This is a genomic window from Rhodococcus sp. NPDC080181 (genome assembly GCF_040702225.1).
In the GTDB taxonomy this organism is placed as follows: Bacteria; Actinomycetota; Actinomycetes; order Mycobacteriales; family Mycobacteriaceae; genus Rhodococcoides; species Rhodococcoides fascians.
In genome coordinates this window covers 185,885-201,960 of sequence record NZ_JBFBKN010000002.1, presented here as the reverse complement: position 1 = coordinate 201,960, position 16,076 = coordinate 185,885, and the positions used below count along the sequence as shown (strand labels likewise).

At 64.3% G+C, this 16,076-nt stretch carries 18 protein-coding genes; 12 read left to right on the top strand and 6 right to left on the bottom strand.

Features of this window, described 5'->3' with window-relative positions; all coding sequences use genetic code 11:
• Window positions 1-126: 126 nt before the first annotated feature.
• Together AB0O58_RS03235 and AB0O58_RS03230 are read left to right on the top strand one after the other, a co-directional pair.
• Entirely contained in the window at window positions 127-750 is a 624-nt protein-coding gene (locus AB0O58_RS03235) for a TetR/AcrR family transcriptional regulator (RefSeq protein WP_222098610.1), read from the top strand.
• 28 nt (window positions 751-778) lie between these two features.
• A complete protein-coding gene (locus AB0O58_RS03230; RefSeq protein ID WP_222065336.1) occupies window positions 779-1,438 on the top strand; it encodes an enoyl-CoA hydratase/isomerase family protein in 660 nt (219 codons plus the stop codon).
• On the opposite strand, the gene AB0O58_RS03225 is transcribed toward AB0O58_RS03230, so the two are convergent.
• From AB0O58_RS03225 to AB0O58_RS03215, 3 genes are read right to left on the bottom strand one after another with little or no spacing between them, the layout of a single operon-like run.
• Window positions 1,407-2,177: a TetR family transcriptional regulator gene (locus AB0O58_RS03225; RefSeq protein WP_366237882.1), complete on the bottom strand. Its 771-nt coding sequence runs from the start codon at window positions 2,175-2,177 to the stop codon at window positions 1,407-1,409. The two genes, AB0O58_RS03230 and AB0O58_RS03225, sit on opposite strands and share 32 nt — an antisense overlap.
• 12 nt (window positions 2,178-2,189) lie before the next feature.
• The gene (locus tag AB0O58_RS03220) at window positions 2,190-2,975 is read right to left on the bottom strand and encodes an SDR family oxidoreductase (RefSeq protein WP_052063097.1); all 786 of its coding nucleotides are present in this window, start codon (window positions 2,973-2,975) and stop codon (window positions 2,190-2,192) included.
• The gene (locus AB0O58_RS03215) at window positions 2,972-3,952 is read right to left on the bottom strand and encodes an NmrA family NAD(P)-binding protein (RefSeq protein ID WP_222061716.1); all 981 of its coding nucleotides are present in this window, start codon (window positions 3,950-3,952) and stop codon (window positions 2,972-2,974) included. Before AB0O58_RS03215 ends, AB0O58_RS03220 begins: the two co-directional genes overlap by 4 nt.
• A gap of 118 nt (window positions 3,953-4,070) precedes the next feature.
• On the opposite strand from AB0O58_RS03215, the gene AB0O58_RS03210 reads away from it, so the two are divergent.
• Both AB0O58_RS03210 and AB0O58_RS03205 read left to right on the top strand, forming a co-directional pair.
• Window positions 4,071-4,700 (top strand): TetR/AcrR family transcriptional regulator, encoded by a 630-nt coding sequence (locus AB0O58_RS03210; protein ID WP_027495446.1) that lies wholly within the window; start codon window positions 4,071-4,073, stop codon window positions 4,698-4,700.
• A 237-nt stretch (window positions 4,701-4,937) separates the two neighbouring features.
• Entirely contained in the window at window positions 4,938-7,295 is a 2,358-nt protein-coding gene (locus AB0O58_RS03205; RefSeq protein ID WP_366237881.1) for a pyruvate dehydrogenase, read from the top strand.
• A gap of 12 nt (window positions 7,296-7,307) precedes the next feature.
• On the opposite strand, the gene AB0O58_RS03200 is transcribed toward AB0O58_RS03205, so the two are convergent.
• Window positions 7,308-7,514, bottom strand: a complete 207-nt coding sequence (locus AB0O58_RS03200; protein WP_032374896.1) for a helix-turn-helix transcriptional regulator — start codon at window positions 7,512-7,514, stop codon at window positions 7,308-7,310.
• Window positions 7,514-7,978, bottom strand: coding sequence for a DUF2975 domain-containing protein (locus AB0O58_RS03195; protein WP_288124329.1), 465 nt, complete (start codon window positions 7,976-7,978; stop codon window positions 7,514-7,516). Before AB0O58_RS03195 ends, AB0O58_RS03200 begins: the two co-directional genes overlap by 1 nt.
• Before the next feature lie 192 nt (window positions 7,979-8,170).
• Between AB0O58_RS03195 and AB0O58_RS03190 the strand changes: the two genes are divergently transcribed.
• On the top strand, window positions 8,171-9,019 hold the full coding sequence (locus AB0O58_RS03190) for a GAF and ANTAR domain-containing protein (protein ID WP_288124330.1): 849 nt from the start codon (window positions 8,171-8,173) through the stop codon (window positions 9,017-9,019).
• A 251-nt stretch (window positions 9,020-9,270) separates the two neighbouring features.
• Here AB0O58_RS03190 and AB0O58_RS03185 read toward each other — a convergent pair whose 3' ends face one another.
• Window positions 9,271-9,933: a TetR/AcrR family transcriptional regulator gene (locus AB0O58_RS03185; protein WP_032374898.1), complete on the bottom strand. Its 663-nt coding sequence runs from the start codon at window positions 9,931-9,933 to the stop codon at window positions 9,271-9,273.
• Between the two features lie 160 nt (window positions 9,934-10,093).
• Here AB0O58_RS03185 and AB0O58_RS03180 point away from each other — a divergent pair, with 160 nt between their 5' ends.
• The 7 genes from AB0O58_RS03180 to AB0O58_RS03150 all read left to right on the top strand — a co-directional run bounded on the left by AB0O58_RS03180 (window position 10,094) and on the right by AB0O58_RS03150 (window position 16,072).
• Window positions 10,094-11,296, top strand: a complete 1,203-nt coding sequence (locus tag AB0O58_RS03180; RefSeq protein WP_366237880.1) for a cytochrome P450 — start codon at window positions 10,094-10,096, stop codon at window positions 11,294-11,296.
• Entirely contained in the window at window positions 11,293-11,490 is a 198-nt protein-coding gene (locus AB0O58_RS03175; protein ID WP_032389698.1) for a ferredoxin, read from the top strand. The genes AB0O58_RS03180 and AB0O58_RS03175 overlap by 4 nt, the downstream gene beginning before the upstream one ends.
• Window positions 11,487-12,629, top strand: coding sequence for an FAD-dependent oxidoreductase (locus AB0O58_RS03170; protein ID WP_366237879.1), 1,143 nt, complete (start codon window positions 11,487-11,489; stop codon window positions 12,627-12,629). Before AB0O58_RS03175 ends, AB0O58_RS03170 begins: the two co-directional genes overlap by 4 nt.
• An 8-nt stretch (window positions 12,630-12,637) precedes the next feature.
• Window positions 12,638-13,030 carry a hypothetical protein gene (locus AB0O58_RS03165; protein WP_366237878.1) on the top strand — a complete coding sequence of 131 codons (393 nt, stop codon included), beginning with the start codon at window positions 12,638-12,640 and terminating at the stop codon, window positions 13,028-13,030.
• A gap of 6 nt (window positions 13,031-13,036) precedes the next feature.
• Window positions 13,037-13,795, top strand: coding sequence for a lysophospholipid acyltransferase family protein (locus AB0O58_RS03160; RefSeq protein ID WP_366237877.1), 759 nt, complete (start codon window positions 13,037-13,039; stop codon window positions 13,793-13,795).
• Between the two features lie 34 nt (window positions 13,796-13,829).
• Window positions 13,830-14,375 (top strand): TetR/AcrR family transcriptional regulator, encoded by a 546-nt coding sequence (locus AB0O58_RS03155; RefSeq protein ID WP_366237876.1) that lies wholly within the window; start codon window positions 13,830-13,832, stop codon window positions 14,373-14,375.
• Window positions 14,376-14,482: 107 nt separating this feature from the next.
• Complete coding sequence (locus tag AB0O58_RS03150; RefSeq protein WP_366237875.1) at window positions 14,483-16,072, top strand: GMC oxidoreductase; 1,590 nt, start codon at window positions 14,483-14,485, stop codon at window positions 16,070-16,072.
• Window positions 16,073-16,076 lie beyond the last annotated feature (4 nt).

The following is a 16,076-nucleotide window of genomic DNA, read 5'->3' as shown; positions in this document are numbered from 1 at the left end:
TGATCCAGATTAAGTGCAGTTTGACTGTCAGTCAATAAATTGACTGATGGTCAGTCGAAAATCTGGAATGGGTGCGGTGCCGAGCGTGTCGTTGTAACAGAGCAATTGCTCTGTTACGGTCACGTCATGCCCCGCCCACGCGTGCACGATCTCGACCACCTACTGGATGTGGCCGAGGCGTTGGCCGTCGAGTCGGGCCCGGCCGCGGTCACCATTCGCGCGTTGTCTGAGCTGACCTCGGTGTCCAACGGGGCGATCTACCACGCGTTCGGGTCGCGGGCCGGACTCCTCGGCCGAGTGTGGTTGCGCGGCGCGCAGCGCATGCTCACCGTGCAGCGAGGGTCCGTGGACGACGCATTGGCGACGGGCACCGCGGTGGACGCAATAGTGGCTGCTGCGGATGCGCCGGCGCGCTTTCTACTCGATCATCCGACGGCCGGACAGTTTCTCATGATTGTGTCGCGTCGAGAGTTGTTGGGCTCGAACGATATTCCGGACGCGCTTGCCGACGACCTTCGTATGCTCGATTCGACGCTCGTCGAGTTGTTCGTGCGGTTGTCGACCGAGATGTGGAACCGAGCGGATCGCACGGCCGTAGCCGTGATCAAGGATTGCACCGTCGAGCTCCCTGCCGCGTTGCTCCTGCGGGGTCGCCGTGCGCCAGACGCATCGGTGCGCGAACGACTCGCTGCCGCCGTGCGCGGCGTCCTCACTCTTCCTCCGCCCCCTCCACCGCCGAGGTCTTCATAGCCTCGGCACCCTCGAAAGGTAGCTCACGATGACTCCTACGCTAGAAATTCGCAGTGACATAGCGATTTTGACGCTCGGCTCGGACGAGAATCGATTCTCACCGGACTGGCTCGATGTGGTCGACGCCCACTTGGACCAGATAGAGCGGTCGGCGCGCGGGCTGATCACGGTAGGAGCGGGCAAGTTCTACTCCAACGGACTGGACCTCGACTGGCTGATGGCCCATGGTGATCGCGCCGATTGGTACGTCGATCGAGTGCAGACGCTGTTCGCCCGAATGCTCACGTTTTCGATACCCACCGCCGCGGCGGTCAACGGGCACAGTTTCGGTGCCGGAGCGATGTTCGCCATTGCCCATGACTACCGCTTCATGCGCGAGGATCGTGGCTACTACTGCTTTCCGGAAGCGGATATCAACATCCCTTTCACTCCCGGCATGTCCGCTCTGATTCAGGCGAAGCTCTCTCCGCAGACGGCCATGGTCGCAATGACCACGGGACATCGGTACGGGAGCGCGGAGGCCCTCACTGCAGGTCTTGTCGACGGCGTAGCGGCCGAGGACTCGGTGATCGATGCTGCGCTGGAGCGGCTCTCGGCAATTGCCGGTAAGGACAAAGCCACCATCGGAGCCATCAAGACGACCATGTTCGCGTCGGTCACCGCTGCGCTGCGTCAGGGTCGACAGTGACGTCGTAGTCGGTCGCGTCGCGCCGCGCAGGCGGGATCAGAAGGTGAACGCGGCCGACGAGGGTCAGAGCCGTGTCGGCGTCGGCACCGTCGAACACCGCTGTGTGGATGCCGCGCATGGCACCCGTGAGCAGTCGGGCTGAGGCAGGGAGGTCTGTGGCACTGTCGATCTGCCCTGCTTCGGCAGCGGCGCGGAGTAGTTCGGTGATGGCATCGACGAAGCTGTCGTGCCAACGCTCCGCTGTGCCTTCGGATTTCGGGACTCCGAGATTGCGGAACAGCACGTGCGTGCGCGGTGTCTCGTAGATGCTCTCGGCAGCTATTCGCAGAAATGTCTGCAGCTGCTCGAGTGGGGTGCTCGGCCAGCCGGCGTCCGCGGACCGTTCACGGATGCGTTCGATCAGAACGGTGGCGGCGTCGTCGACGGCGGCTTGAAAGAGTTGGCGTTTGTTGGGGAAGTGGTGGAAGGCAGTTCTGGGGGCCAGACCGCATTGCGCAGCGACACTTTCGATCGTGATGTCTGCATAGTCGGCGTGCCGAAGCAGCTCCTGGGTGGCCTCGATGAGGCGTGTCGGTGCGGGCCCGGGTTCGTCAGTGGTCGACGACCCGGCCCAGCGGTACAGCGTGGTGGTGTGGATGCCCAAGTCCGTGGCCACGGCTGTCGGGCTTTCGGAACCCCCGAATGCCCGTGCCACCGCCTCTCGGCGATCGGCGAGTGTGAATCTCGAGACCCTGGCCATGATCGTGACAGTCTAGTGCAGCATTCGTGCGAGGGCCGGGAGTAGAACTCGTGCGGGGACGATACCCGCCATCGCCGCCTGCAGAGCATTGCGGCGACCCGAAATAACATGTGGCCGTGATCGTTTGGCGTCGAGTTCCTTCATGGCGGTGGCGACGACGTCGGCCGGTGTCTGGTAGGTACCGGTGGCTGTGGCCGAATCGCCTATGACGTCGAAGAATTCGGTGTGGGTGGGGCCGGGGTTGAGTGCGAACACTCTGACTCCGTGTTGCGCTGCTTCGTACCACAGCGACTGGCTGAAGCTCAGCACGAAGGCTTTCGCGGCCGCATACACGGCAAGAGTCGGGACAGGTTGGAATGCCGTCGTGCTGGCTACATTGACGATGGTGCCTGCTGTGCGGGCGATCATGCCCGGCAGGAACGCCGAGCAGATGTCCACGACCGCGCGGATGTCGACGGCGACGAGCCGCTCGAAATCGTCGGCGTCGCCGTCGACGAACGGTCCCTGGACCGCAAATCCTGCGTTGTTGACGATGAGGTCGATGCGCTCGGGAACGATGGCGCGGAGCCGCCGACCACTGGCCTCCTCCGACAGGTCCCAGGGCACTGTTCGGCAGCGCACACCGTAGGTCGATTCGACCTCGTCCGCCAGCGCTGTCAGACGATCTTCCCGTCGGGCGACGAGCACCAGATCGGAGCCGCGGGCGGCCAGCACGCGCGCGAACTCGGCGCCTATTCCGGAACTCGCGCCGGTGACCAGCGAGCGGCCCGGACTGTAGCGAAAAGCCCTGCGGCTCATCGGTCCGAGCGCCCGAGCTCAGCGGCCGAGCGCCGGGCGAACTCCTCGTACGAGGTGGGTGCTCGTCCGAGCAGGGTCGGAAGAACCGTCAGGTCTCCCGCGGGCAGACCGTGGCCGTCGTAATGGGTCATCATCGTGCGATACGCCTGACGTGCGTCTTCCGGCCAGTTCTTCATATCGCGGGGATTCGACGCGGCCTGCGCGCCGCGAACGATATGTCCGAGCGAACGCAGCTTCGTCGATCGCACGGCGTGACCGATGACGGCAGGAAGTGCAGGCACCACATCGAGGGTATTCGTCAGCGACGAGGGCGGGATTCGGATGGCGGTCACCGGATGCCCCAGCACGCGTGACCAGATCTCGGCCATCTGGTGTCGGGTGAGTTCGACCGCGGACAGGTCGTAGGTGCGGCCGGTGTGCGGCGACGGGTCGATCAGTACGTTCGCCGCGGCCTCGGCGACGTCGGCGAGATCGACGACACCCATCACACTGTCCGGCGACACCGGGTACGGCATGACGCCCGCCTGCAGGAACTCCCACACTTCCAAGTAGTTCTGCATGTAGTGCGACGGCCTGAGCACCGTGGTGGGGATTCCGCTGTCGCGGAGCAGGCCCTCGGCGATGTCCTTCTGGTGGTGGTGTGTCAGCTGATGCAGGTCCGGATGGATCACGGAGTGAAACACGATGTGCTGCAACCCACTTGCCGGAGTCGTTGCGATCAGGTGCTCGATGATCGGTCTCTCGTCGATGACCTGGGTCGGTGCCGCGTGATAGAGCACGTCGGCTCCGGCCAGGGCTCTGTCGAGCGTGTCGGACGACCGCAGATCGCCCACGACGACCTCGGCTGCCCCGTCTCGACGGGTGGTCGCAGCCTGACTGTCGTTCTTCACGACAGCGCGGACGGGCATCTTCTGCGCGGTCAGCTGCCGGACGAGCAACCGTCCGATCCCGCCTGCGGCACTGGTCACTGTGATCATCGGACCTCCTCGATGGGGAGCGCGGCAGTCCCGGCTCTCTCGCACATATTGCAGATGATCTGCACATAACGCAAGAGGTCGACGCAAATGCCGACTCGATCTGCATTAGTCTCGGACGGTGCCCTCGAACGACGTCGACGATGCAGAGCAGTCGCGGCGCGCCCGCCCACGTCGCGATCGCCGTCAGGCGTTGATCGACGCCGCGATCGAGATGATCTCCGAAGGTGCCAGCGCAGACATCAGTGCGGCGGCGATCTCGCGCAGAGCGGGTGTGGCGCACGGGTTGCTCTTCTACTACTTCACCGACAAGCAGGGCCTGGTGCAGGCTGCGCTGGCCGACGTTCTGGGCAAGTTGTCCGACGCGCAGGGGCCGCAGTCCGAAGAGCGGACCGTCCGAGCGCGGCTGGAAGGATTCGTCCGACGGCACATCGAGTTTCTGCGGGATCACCGAGCGCTCTACTTGCGCGTGGTGCGGGAGGAGGAATTCGGTGAGGCAGGCGTCGAGAGCGCCCTCCGGCAGGCTCGCGCCGAGGGTGAGCGTCAGGTCGCGGCCCTGGCCGAACTTCCGGATCCGTTGCCGCCGCTGGTCGCTGTTGCGATTTCAGGGTGGACCGGCTTTCTCGATCGAACCGCCGATGCCTTCTTCGAGACGGCGGATCTCGATCTGGACGAGTCGGTCGCGCTGATCGTCGACGCATTCGAAGCTGTCATCGATTCCGCGACTCGCCGAGGTGCCGGGCCGCGGTGATCAGGTCGACCAGAAACGGCAAAGGCTGATTCCGAAAATTGCGCAGATTGCTCAATGTCGATGACTTCTATTGCGCAGCCCGCCGGGTTCTGGTCGACTGACGCCGGTTGCATCACAGACGCGACTGACTCGGCGCTTCGCAATCCGAACGCTTGCCTCATGGAGTGACGGGACCCATCCGGTCCCGCCACGTCCACTCGATGCAATCTTTCGTCGCCTATTTCAGGAGTGCTCGCCATGACCAGCCTCAGCTCGACCACCGGCAACTCGACCGACGGTGATTCGGTCACCGGGGGGCGCGAAACCCTGCACGACATTTCCGAGCGGGTGCTGTGGCTGTCGACGTCGATGATCCACCACGCCAACCGAATCCGGCCCAATCCGACGGGTCTCAAGGTGGGCGGTCATCAGGCGTCGTGCGCGTCGATGGTCACCATCATGACCTCGCTGTGGTTCGAGCAGCTCGAAGCGGGCGACCGAGTATCGGTCAAGCCGCACGCGTCGCCGGTGCTGCACGCCATCAACTACCTTCTCGGTGAGCTGGACGAGAAGTATTTGACGACGCTGCGCTCGTACGGTGGGCTGCAGTCCTACCCGTCGCGCGCCAAGGATCCCGATACCGTCGACTACTCGACGGGGTCGGTGGGTATCGGTGCGACGGCACCTATTTGGGGCGCAATGTCGCGCCGCTTCGTCGACTCCGCATTTTCCGCAGACACCCCGAGTGGGTTTCGCGGACGGCAGTATTCGCTCGTCGGAGACGCCGAGCTCGACGAGGGTGCCGTGTGGGAAGCCGTCATCGATCCGGGCATCGGTGAGTTGGGCGAGATCGTCTGGATCGTCGACCTGAACCGTCAGTCCCTCGACCGGGTGGTGCCGAACATCGCCGCGCGTCGCCTCGAGAAGATGTTCGACGCGGCAGGCTGGCAGGTCATCACCGTGCGGTTCGGTCGGTTGCTCGAGAACCTCTTCGCGCGTACCGGGGGCGACGCCTTGCGGCGTCGCATCCTCGACATGCCCAATCCCGAGTATCAGCGGCTGTTGCGGTGCTCGGCGTCCGAATTGCGTGATCGGCTGCCCGGCAACGGGTCCGATGCCGCAGCGATCGCCGCGCTTATCGGAGACCTCGACGATCTGATTCTCACCGAGTCGATTCGCAATCTCGGCGGCCATGATCTCGACGCGCTGCGCGAAGCCTACGCGCAGATCGACGACACCCGGCCCACGGTGATCATCGCCTACACGGTCAAAGGATTCGGCCTCCCCACTCAGGGGCATCCGCAGAACCACTCGTCTCTGCTGACTGTCGACGAATATGCAGCTCTGGCAGACACTCTCGGCACCGACGTCGGTTCGCCGTGGGGCCGCTTCGACGACGCCACAGCTGCCGGGCAGTTGTGCGTCGATGTCGCCGAACGGCTGCGCCGCGAGCCGGTGCCCGTCTCGGCACCGCCTGCAGTTCCTGCCGACATCGGCCGTACTCCCAAGGGCACTGCCACGACGCAGGCCGCGCTCGGCCGCACCCTGATCGACCTGACACGTGAGGCCCCGGATGCGGCGCGCCGTGTCGTGACGGTCAGTCCCGACGTCAGCTCCACCACCAATCTCGGCGGTTGGGTCAACAAGGTCGGTGTCTGGTCGTCGTCGGAGCGGCACGACTGGTTCGGTGACGATGCCGAAACCATCATGCACTGGCGTGAGGGGCCTACCGGTCAACACATGGAACTCGGTATCGCAGAGACCAATCTGGTCGGATTGATGGGCGAGCTGGGTGCAACGTGGAGTCGGTGGGGGGAGCCGCTGTTCCCCATCGGGGTGATGTACGACCCGTTCGTCGAACGCGCCCTCGAGCCGTGGTCGTACGGCATCTACGCGGGCGGTCAGTCGATTCTGGTCGGTACGCCATCGGGTGTCACGTTGGCCGCGGAAGGTGGTGCGCACCAGTCGATCAAGACTCCATCGATCGGTCTGGAGCAGCCCGGGTGCATCTCGTACGAGCCGGCGTTCGCCATCGACGTGGAGTGGACGTTGCTCGCCAGTATCGCCAAGTTGGGTCGTCCCGACGGCACCTCGGCGTACCTGCGCCTGTCGACCCGTCCGGTCGATCAGACGTTGGCCGACGTGCCCAGCGATCCGGCGGCCCGCGAACGCAGGCGCAAGCAGGTGGTGGCCGGCGGCTACCCGCTCGTGCGACGAGACGGTGCCACCGTCACGATCGCAGCGATGGGTGCGCTCATGCCCGAAGCTCTCGACGCCGCAGCACGTTTGGAGCGCATCGGCATTCTCGCGGACGTCCTGTGCATCACAAGTCCGGGCCAGCTCTATCGAGCCGTCCAGGCTCGACAGGGACACGGCGACGCGGAGTCGTGGATTCTCGATCAGCTGTTGCCGGCCGATCGGGCGACACCGATGGTGACCGTCCTCGACGGCCATCCGCACACGCTGGCGTTCCTGGCCACGGTGAACCGCGTGGCGTCGACGTCGTTGGGCGTCAGCAACTTCGGTCAGGTGGGCTCTCTGGACGAGGTGTACAAGCATCATCACATCGACACCGATTCGATCGTCGGTGCCGCTCTGGATGTCACCGGACAGTAGTGCCGCGGGTGCTCATTCGTCCACCCATTCCAGGAGGTCTCCGGGTTGGCAGTGCAGCACCCGGCACATGGCGTCGAGGGTGCTCAGTCGTACTGCTTTGGCCCGTCCGTTCTTGAGGACTGCGATGTTGGCAGGCGTCAGGCCGACGCGTTCGGCAAACTCGCCGACGCTCATCTTCCGCCTGGCCAACTGAACATCGATGCGCACCACGATGGCCATCAGATGACCGCGTCCATGTCGCTGCGCAGTTCCGTGGCCTGACTGAGCAGTGTCCTCATGACGACCATCAACAGTGCGGCGACGGCGACGATGACGACGAGCAGGAAGAGCAGTAGCGGCAGGCCTGGGTCGTCGGCTCCGAATCCGACGTAGAGAAAGACGCCGACCAGCACCACCCAGGCCGCGACGATCGACCACGTGATCGTGTCGACCCACACCAACGAGGCGCGGGTGAAGATGGCATTGCGGTTCACCATCGTCAGCAGCTTCCACGTCGCGACCACGACCACTTGAATGCACAGCACCCAGAAGATGGACACGATGGTCAACGGCCACTGCAGGTACGCGGATTCGGGAGATTCCTGAGCCATGTGGGCGAACTGCCCGGGCAGCGACATGACCTGCATGAGCACCAGCACCGCGAACAACGCGGCGAGAAACAGGCGAAGTAACAGGACTACCACTCGATATCCACTCAGCATATAGCGAGTATCGACAGGAATCTATCGAAAGTCAATAGATCAATACGGTGTCCGGATCATCCAGTTCCGATTGACAGCGGGCGTACGGTTGTAACATTCGGCGAGGGCCAACGCCGTAGGTTGCTCGTTCACGGCGAAGGGTGTGATGGCCGCATCGTATGGGGGCGGGACCACGTGACCGATCGGACATCCGAGGAAACGCCGGATGATTCGGCTGCCGAGAGAGCGGCCGCAGCCGCGTTCGACGAGCAGATCGCGGCGGCACTCCCGAGGCAATCACACATGCCGGGTGCGACGACGTATTTCGCGGAAGACACCTTCGAGGCGCTCGACGTGTTCCGCGGAATATTGTTCGAGCACAGCCGATTCGAGACTGTGCTGCAGGGCCTGTGCGAGCAGGCCGTCGTGGCAATTCCCGGGGCAGATATGGCGGGAGTGACCCTGCTGCATCATGATTCGGAGAATCCCGCCACCGCTGCATTCTCGGACGCGCGCGTGGTCGATATCGATGCCGATCAGTACCGCGCGGACGAGGGTCCGTGCCTCGAAGCGGCGCGCCACGATCGGTTGGTGTGCGTCCGAGTCGACGAGATCACCACTCGCTGGCCCGCATTCGCAGCCGCAGCAGCAGACATCGGAGTGCAGAGTTACCTGTCGGCACCGCTGGCAGTCGACTCCGAGCATGCAGGCTCGCTCAACATCTACGGCTTCGATGCCGGTGGCTTCAACGATATCGACGAAGTGGTGGTGAAGATGTTCGTCACGTCGGTCGAAGCGGCAGTATGGAATTCCCGGCACACGGTGGAGGCGAAGCAGGAAGTCGTCGGTCTTCGTGCGGCGATGGCGACCAGGGCGACCATCGAGCAGGCCAAGGGCATCCTGATGGCAACGCAGTCGATCACTCCCGAAGCCGCGTTCGCCGCGTTGGTGCAGCAATCGCAGCGAGAGAACACGCGAGTTGCCGTGTTGGCGGCTCGGATGGTCGATTCCGTCGGCCGATGGCAGGATGCCGAAGGGCCGTAGTGTCGGGGTCACACGGTCCACCGAGCACCATCAATGGTTCAGCGAAGCCGAACGATCTGCATCTCCGAAGGTCGAGAAGGTCAAGGCCCATGACGGACACTCCGATTTACGACGAACTCCAGCATTTTCTCGACATCGACACCGGCGGGGGGAGTCGGAAGATCGAGCCGGTAGCTCGGGCCGTTCCGGCCCCGGTAGCCGTGCACGGCCCACCCCGACATCAGAGGGGTTGACGGCAAACCCAGGGGGGCTCAGTGCGACGCAGTGGGGACGACGGCCGCGTGGACGTCGCCGCTGTAGGACGCCGGTAGTGGACTGCTGCACAGTGTGCGTGCCTCGTCGGTCGAAATTCCGAGTGCGCGGAGCACTCGCTCGGTGGTGCCGTCGACCGTCGCCGCTTCGTCGCGGTCGGGCTGTGCGAGGAGCAGACGGCCCATGGAGAGCAGCGAACCGGCGACGATCGCGAGGGCGAGATCCGGGTCGTCGACGTCGAATCTCCCTTGCGCTGCGGCCGATTCGATATCGCGACGCGACCGTGGTGCCAGGCCACCGGCCGCGGCGAATGCGGCGGCCTCGGAGTTGAGCAGGACGCGGCTCAGTTGCGGTTCGAGGCGGAACAGGCGCCCGGACAGTCTGAACGATTGGGTGAATTTCTCGACCGGGTCCTCGAAACCGACGGTGAGCGAATCGAGGTAGTCGCCGACGGACTCGAGAGCGGCGTCGATGGCGGCCTGCCACAGTTCTTCTTTGCTCTCGAAGTAGTTGTAGAACGAGCCGTTGCTGACGTCGGCGGCCTGCGTTATTTCGAGCACGGGTGCGTTGGTGTTCCCGTTGGCGAGTAACCCTTGGGCGGCCTGGATCAGCGCGGCTCTGGTGCGTGCCTTGCGGCGCTCGACGCGGTTGCCTTCGGTCACGATCTGCTCCTGCTCTGTGGGTCAGTGAGCGCAGCCTATCGCGAATCAAGTATGACGAATTCGTCAAAAAGCCTTGACGTACGACCGTGCCATGAGTGACGATATCGTCAACACCCTGTGAAGGCAGGGGCCTCGACTTCCGGCAGCACCGAAGGATCCCATGACAACGAACGCGACGATTCCGCAGTACCGCACCGACCTGTACTCCACCGACGCGATTCTCGATCCGTACCCGCACTATGCCCGGCTGCGCGCGCTGGGTCCGGTGGTGTGGCTGCCCCGCCAGCAGGTGTTCGCCGTCTCGCGCTACGCGGATTGCAAGGCGGTGCTGCTCGACGACGTGACCTTCATCTCGGGTGACGGTGTGGCGCTCAATCCCGTCGCCAATCGGCTCGGCCGCGGAACGACACTGAACAGTGACGGCGACGAGCATGCGACCAAGCGATCGGTGCTGGCGCATCGGCTCACTCCGAAGGCCGTGCGCAAGATGAAAGCGGCTGTGGAGGAAAAAGCGAACAGCATCGTCGACGCGGCACTGAGCAAACAGTTCGTCGACGGCGTGGACGATCTCGCGACAGCGCTGCCGATGTCGATCGTGCCCGATCTCGTCGGGTGGCCGGAGGACGGCCGCGAGGATCTACTCCGGTGGGCGGGGGCGACCTTCGACTCCCTCGGCCCCGTGAATCGACACTCGATCACCGCTGTCAAGGGTGCCGCAGAGATGCTTGCCTTCTCGCGGCGCGTGGTGCGAGACCGATCGGTGATTCCGGGAAGCATGGGCGACGACGTTCTGAAGGCCGCCGACGACAACAAGATTCAGAAGTCGACCTGTCCTGCGCTGATGATCGACTACCTCGGTCCCTCGCTCGATACCACCATCGGAGCGATTTGCGGTGCCCTCGACCTGTTCGCGCGGCACCCCAAGCAGTGGCAGGCGATCAGGCAGGACCCGGACCTGATCCCCAATGCGATCAACGAGGTCGTGCGATACGAGTCGCCGATCAGAGCGTTCTCGCGTCGTGCGGTCCGTGACGTCGAGATCGACGGATCACGAATCCCGAAAGGTGCTCGCGTACTGGTGGTCTACGCGTCGGCGAACCGCGACGAGCGTGAATGGGACAACCCCGATGCCTTCGACATCACGCGTGACGCGGCGCGTCAACTCGGCTTCGGTTCCGGCGTGCACGGGTGCGCCGGTCAGGGGCTCGCCCGTCTGGAAGCCCAGACCATGCTTCGGGTGCTGGCGCAGCGTGTCGAGAAGTTCGTTCCCGCAGGAACACCCGTACGCGCTGTCAACAACGTCATTCATCGATACGAACGGTTGCCGCTCAAATTGGTGGCAGCAGAAGGGACACAGCCATGAGGATCGACGTCGATTGGGATCGCTGCGAGGGCCACGGCATCTGTGCCGAACAGGCACCCGAGGTGTTCAGCCTCGATGACGAGGGCGAACTGCACTACGCCTTCGATGGCAACGACATTCCCGACGACCTCGCGGCCTCGGCCCGGTCTGCGGTCGGCGTGTGTCCGGTGGCGGCACTGCGAGAACAGGCGTGAGCTCTCTCGAGAGCAGGATCGTCGTCGTCGGAGACTCCATAGCCGCGTGCACCGCTGTCCGCGAACTGAGGGCCCGCGGACACGAAGGTCCACTGACGATGATCGGGGCCGATGCCGACGGTTGCTACGCGCGGCCGCCGTTGTCCAAGCACGTGCTCAAAGGCGAAGCAGCCGAGGCGGAAACGTGGGATCTGTCGGACCTCGGGATCGAGGCGATCGGTGATCGGGCCGTATCGGTGAATGCCGAGGCCCACACAGTCACGACCGCCGCCGGTACCGATGTTCCGTACGATCGGTTGATCGTCGCCACCGGAGCGGCTGCACGTCGCATTGCGGCTCCCGGGCAAAGGGGCGAGACGGTGCTGCGGACCTTCGACGATGTTCGGGCACTACGTCCGAAACTCGATGCGGCGCAGACGGCGATCGTCGTCGGTGCCGGATTCCTCGGCATGGAGGTCGCCAGTGCGTGCGTCTCGCGCGGAATCGCAGTCACTGTCGTGGACGTCGACCCTCCGTTGACACGCCTACTGGGTACTTACCTGTCCGGCGCGATTTCCGCCCGGGCCGAGGCAGCGTCGGTCGAGTTTCTCCGCGCGGACAGCCTGGTTACGTTGACGGGCAACCCCGTTACCGGGATCGAGCTCGCGGGCCGCACCCTCGACGCCGATGTGGTGGTCACCTGCGCCGGTGATGTGCCCGAGACCGAGTGGTTGAACGGTACCGGTATCGCCGATGATCGCGGTGTTGCGATCGACGATCGTTGCACCACTACGCTTCCCGAAGTGTTCGCCGCAGGCGACGTCGCGTATTCACGTGCCGGTTCCGGTCGAGCGCCGTTCTGGTCGAATGCCGTCGCGCAGGGCAAGGTCGCAGCGGCCTCCGCGCTCGGTCTCGAACCCACGTGTGCGCCCGCCGACGACTACTTCTGGACCGAGATTCTGGGACTGTCCATCAAGGTCGTCGGTCCTCTTCCGCTACTGGGTAATCCGACCGTGCTCGAGGGTTCCGTCGACGACGGATCGGCGCTGCTGCAGTGGAACCACGAGGACGGCCGCACGACCATCGTTGCCTACGGCATGAAGAAGGCCGTCGGACTGCTCCGACGGCTTGCTCGCGACTCCGCTGTTCCCACTACGTAAGGAATTTCATGGCTTTCGGCTCTGCGTCCGGTCTGGTTCGTCGTCTTCCCGAGGCGGTCGGGCTCGGCCGGGCCGCGATCGGCATCGCCCACATGGTGGCGCCCACTCGCGCCAACGAACTCCTCGCTGGGCCCGACGCGGCGGTGGCGACGACGCGAGCTGCGGCTCGCACCTTCGGAATTCGTGAAATCTACATCGGCGGCGGCCTGTATGCGGCAACTCGGTACGCGCCGAAGGCCGTGCGCACTCTGCTGCGAGCAGGTGTGGCCGTCGACGTCTGGGACACGGCGGCGTTCGCGTTCACCGCTCACCTGCCGCAACGAACGAGAACAGCCGGCTGTGCAATTGCCGGAGGCTTCGTGATCGCCGGCGCGCTGGCAGACCTGCAACTGGACCGGTAGTCGGCGATGGACAACATCGCTCGAGTCGTTCGCGCGGCGAGCAGCAGTGCTGTTCGCCTCTACAACCGACTGGAAGTGACCGTAGCGCAACCGGTTCCGGATACCCCGGTGCTGTTCGTCGCCAACCACGGGTTCGGCGGAGTCATCGATCTCAATGTGTTCGCATTCGCGGCCGCATACGACGAGCTCGGTATCGACCGCGAGTTGATCACGCTGACCCACCAGATCGCGTGGACTCTGCATGCCGAGAAGCTGATCGAATCCTTCGGTGCCAGGCCCGCCGGGCGACAAACGGCCCTGGACGCTTTTGCGGAGGGCAGCAGTGTCCTGGTCTTCCCGGGCGGTGACGTCGATGCTTTGAAGTCGTGGCGGCATCGCAACGACATAGTGTTCTCGGGTCGGACCGGGTTCGCTCGTTTGGCGATCGAGGCGGGGGTGCCGGTCGTCCCCGTCGTCACGGCAGGGGCGGGGGAGTCCCTGCTGGTACTCAGCAGTGGTAAGCGGCTGGCGAAGGCGTTGAGGTTGGACAAGGTACTGCGGCTCAAAACGTTTCCGCTGTCGGTGTCCATACCGTGGGGCGTCAATCTCGGTCTGGTCGGGCTTCTTCCGTACCTGCCGCTGCCCACCAAACTCGAAACGACGGTGCTCGCACCCATGCGCCCCGAGGCCGACGAGACGGCCGAGGAGTTCGCAGTGCGGGTGCACTCGGCTATGCAAGCCGAACTCGACGAACTGACGAAGGATCGGCGGCCTCTCATCGGATGACTCGCCGAGCCGGGATTGCCGTCATACTCGAACCATGCGTTCGAAGCAGAAGATTCTCGACGCCACCCTCGGGCTCATTGCCGAGGGTGGGTTCGAGGATGTCACCATTGCCGCGGCTGCGCGGGCGGCAGGCGTGACGCGCCAGACGGTGTATTCGATCTTCAGCACGCGCGAGGACATGATCTCGGAGGCGATGGTCGGTCTTGTCGTCGACGTGATCGGTGGCACCCGGGCAAAGGCCGATCAGGCCGAGACGCCGTCCGAGTTCGTCGTAGAGACTATTGTGGCTGCACGCAACCTCATTCGACGAGAACCGGTGCTCAATTCTCTGATGCGTTCAGGCAACGCCAACCCGTTGTTCGATCCGGACATGATGGATCGAGCCGAACCGGTGGTGCGTCAGTTCCTCGACGGTTACATCGAACGCAATCCCGAATTCGATGCGACGCGGTTCGATGGTATCGATTCCGTGCTTGTGCGTAACGGGCTGTCCGTCATCTTGTTCGACGACGCGCAGATCCACGACGACGACGGTTTGCGGTCATACCTGCGGCGCTGGCTGATTCCGCTCCTGTTCTGACGGACCCCCAAAAACTTGACACCATAAGCCGCATCTGTCTAGTTTTGCTTCGCACGTGCACGTGACACAGGTCTCGTGCGCGCTGCTGCACACCATTGGGGGGGTACGTGTCGAATTTGAATCGCCGGTCGTTTCTCGGCGCGACTGCGGTTGCGGGATTGGCCGCACTATCGGGCGCGGGAGTGGCGCGAGCAGCGGGCGGGCGACGCGTCCAGATCCCGCTGACCCGCGAGGATCATCGTGTGGTGATCATCGGATCGGGGTTCGGCGGTGGCGTCGCCGCATTGCGCCTGGCCGAAGCCGGGGTGCCGGTTCTGGTGCTCGAGCGCGGAAGACGTTGGAACACAGGACCGAACGCAGACACGTTTCCCGATGCCACGTCACCGGACAAGCGAATGCTGTGGCACGGTTCGAGTCCCAACCTGTTCGGCAGGCCAGTTCCGTTCGATCCGTACGTCGGCCTCCTCGAGGCGGTGCCCGGAGACAACATGACTGCGCTGTGCGCGGCCGGTGTCGGAGGCGGATCCCTGATCTACCAGGGAATGACACTGCAGCCATCGCAGCCGGTGTTCGAGGAACACTTTCCGGCCGGACTGGATTGGCCGACTCTGAATCGGGTGCACTACCCACGCGTGGCGCGGATGTTGCAGCTCCAGCAGGCTCCCGACGCGTTGATCGGTACGCCCAATTATCAAGCAGCGCGGGTGTTTGCGGCCAATGCTCGTCGAGCGGGGCTGCCGGTGTCCAAGATCCCGATGCCGATCGACTGGAACTTCGCCCTCGACGAGACGCGCGGGGTGATGGCACCGTCGTACACCGATGGTTCCGGCGCATTCGGAGTCAACAACGGCGGCAAGCACTCCGTGGACGTCACCTACATCGCCGCCGCCGAGGCGACGGGGCTGGCCACGGTCGCGACGCAGCACGATGTCACGAGTGTCGAGCGGCGTGCCGACGGCCGTTGGACGGTCTATGTCGATCGAATCGATTCCGACGGAACGGTTCTGGAGAACAAGGTTCTCACCGCCGGCACGCTGATCATGGCAGCCGGAAGCCTGAACACCACCAAACTGCTCGTCCGCGCCGGAGCGACCGGAGGCATTCCCGATCTCCCGAACGAGTTGGGGCAGGGCTGGGGCACCAATGCCGATCGCATCTACGTGTGGTCGAGCATCGAGCAGCAATTCGGTGCACCCCAAGGCGGACCGGTGGTGTTCGGCAGCCTCAACTGGGACGACCCGAACACTGCGCACACCGTCATCCAGGCCTCGATACCGCCGTTGTCGTTCGATGCCCACAGCACGATGCTCGTCGGGTACGGCGTCAGCAGCGGCCGCGGCCATTTCGGCTACGACTCCTCCATGGACCAGGTGCGACTACATTGGCCGGCCAACGGCGACAGCCTGATTCAGGACGGTTCGATCGATCCGACGGTGCGTCGTATCGCTGGATCGGGCAGTGTTCTCACCGATACCAATGCAGTGTTCCCGTCCACCTGGCATCCGTTGGGTGGGGCCAACATGGGCGCGGTATGTGATCTCGACGGTCGCGTCCACGGCCAGCGAGGCCTGTATGTACTCGACGGGGCACTCATGCCCGGCACCACCGCAGCGTGCAACCCATCCATGACCATCGCCGCACTGGCCGAACGTGCGCTGGACAACATCGTTGCCGACGACATCGGCACCGCTATCTGACCCC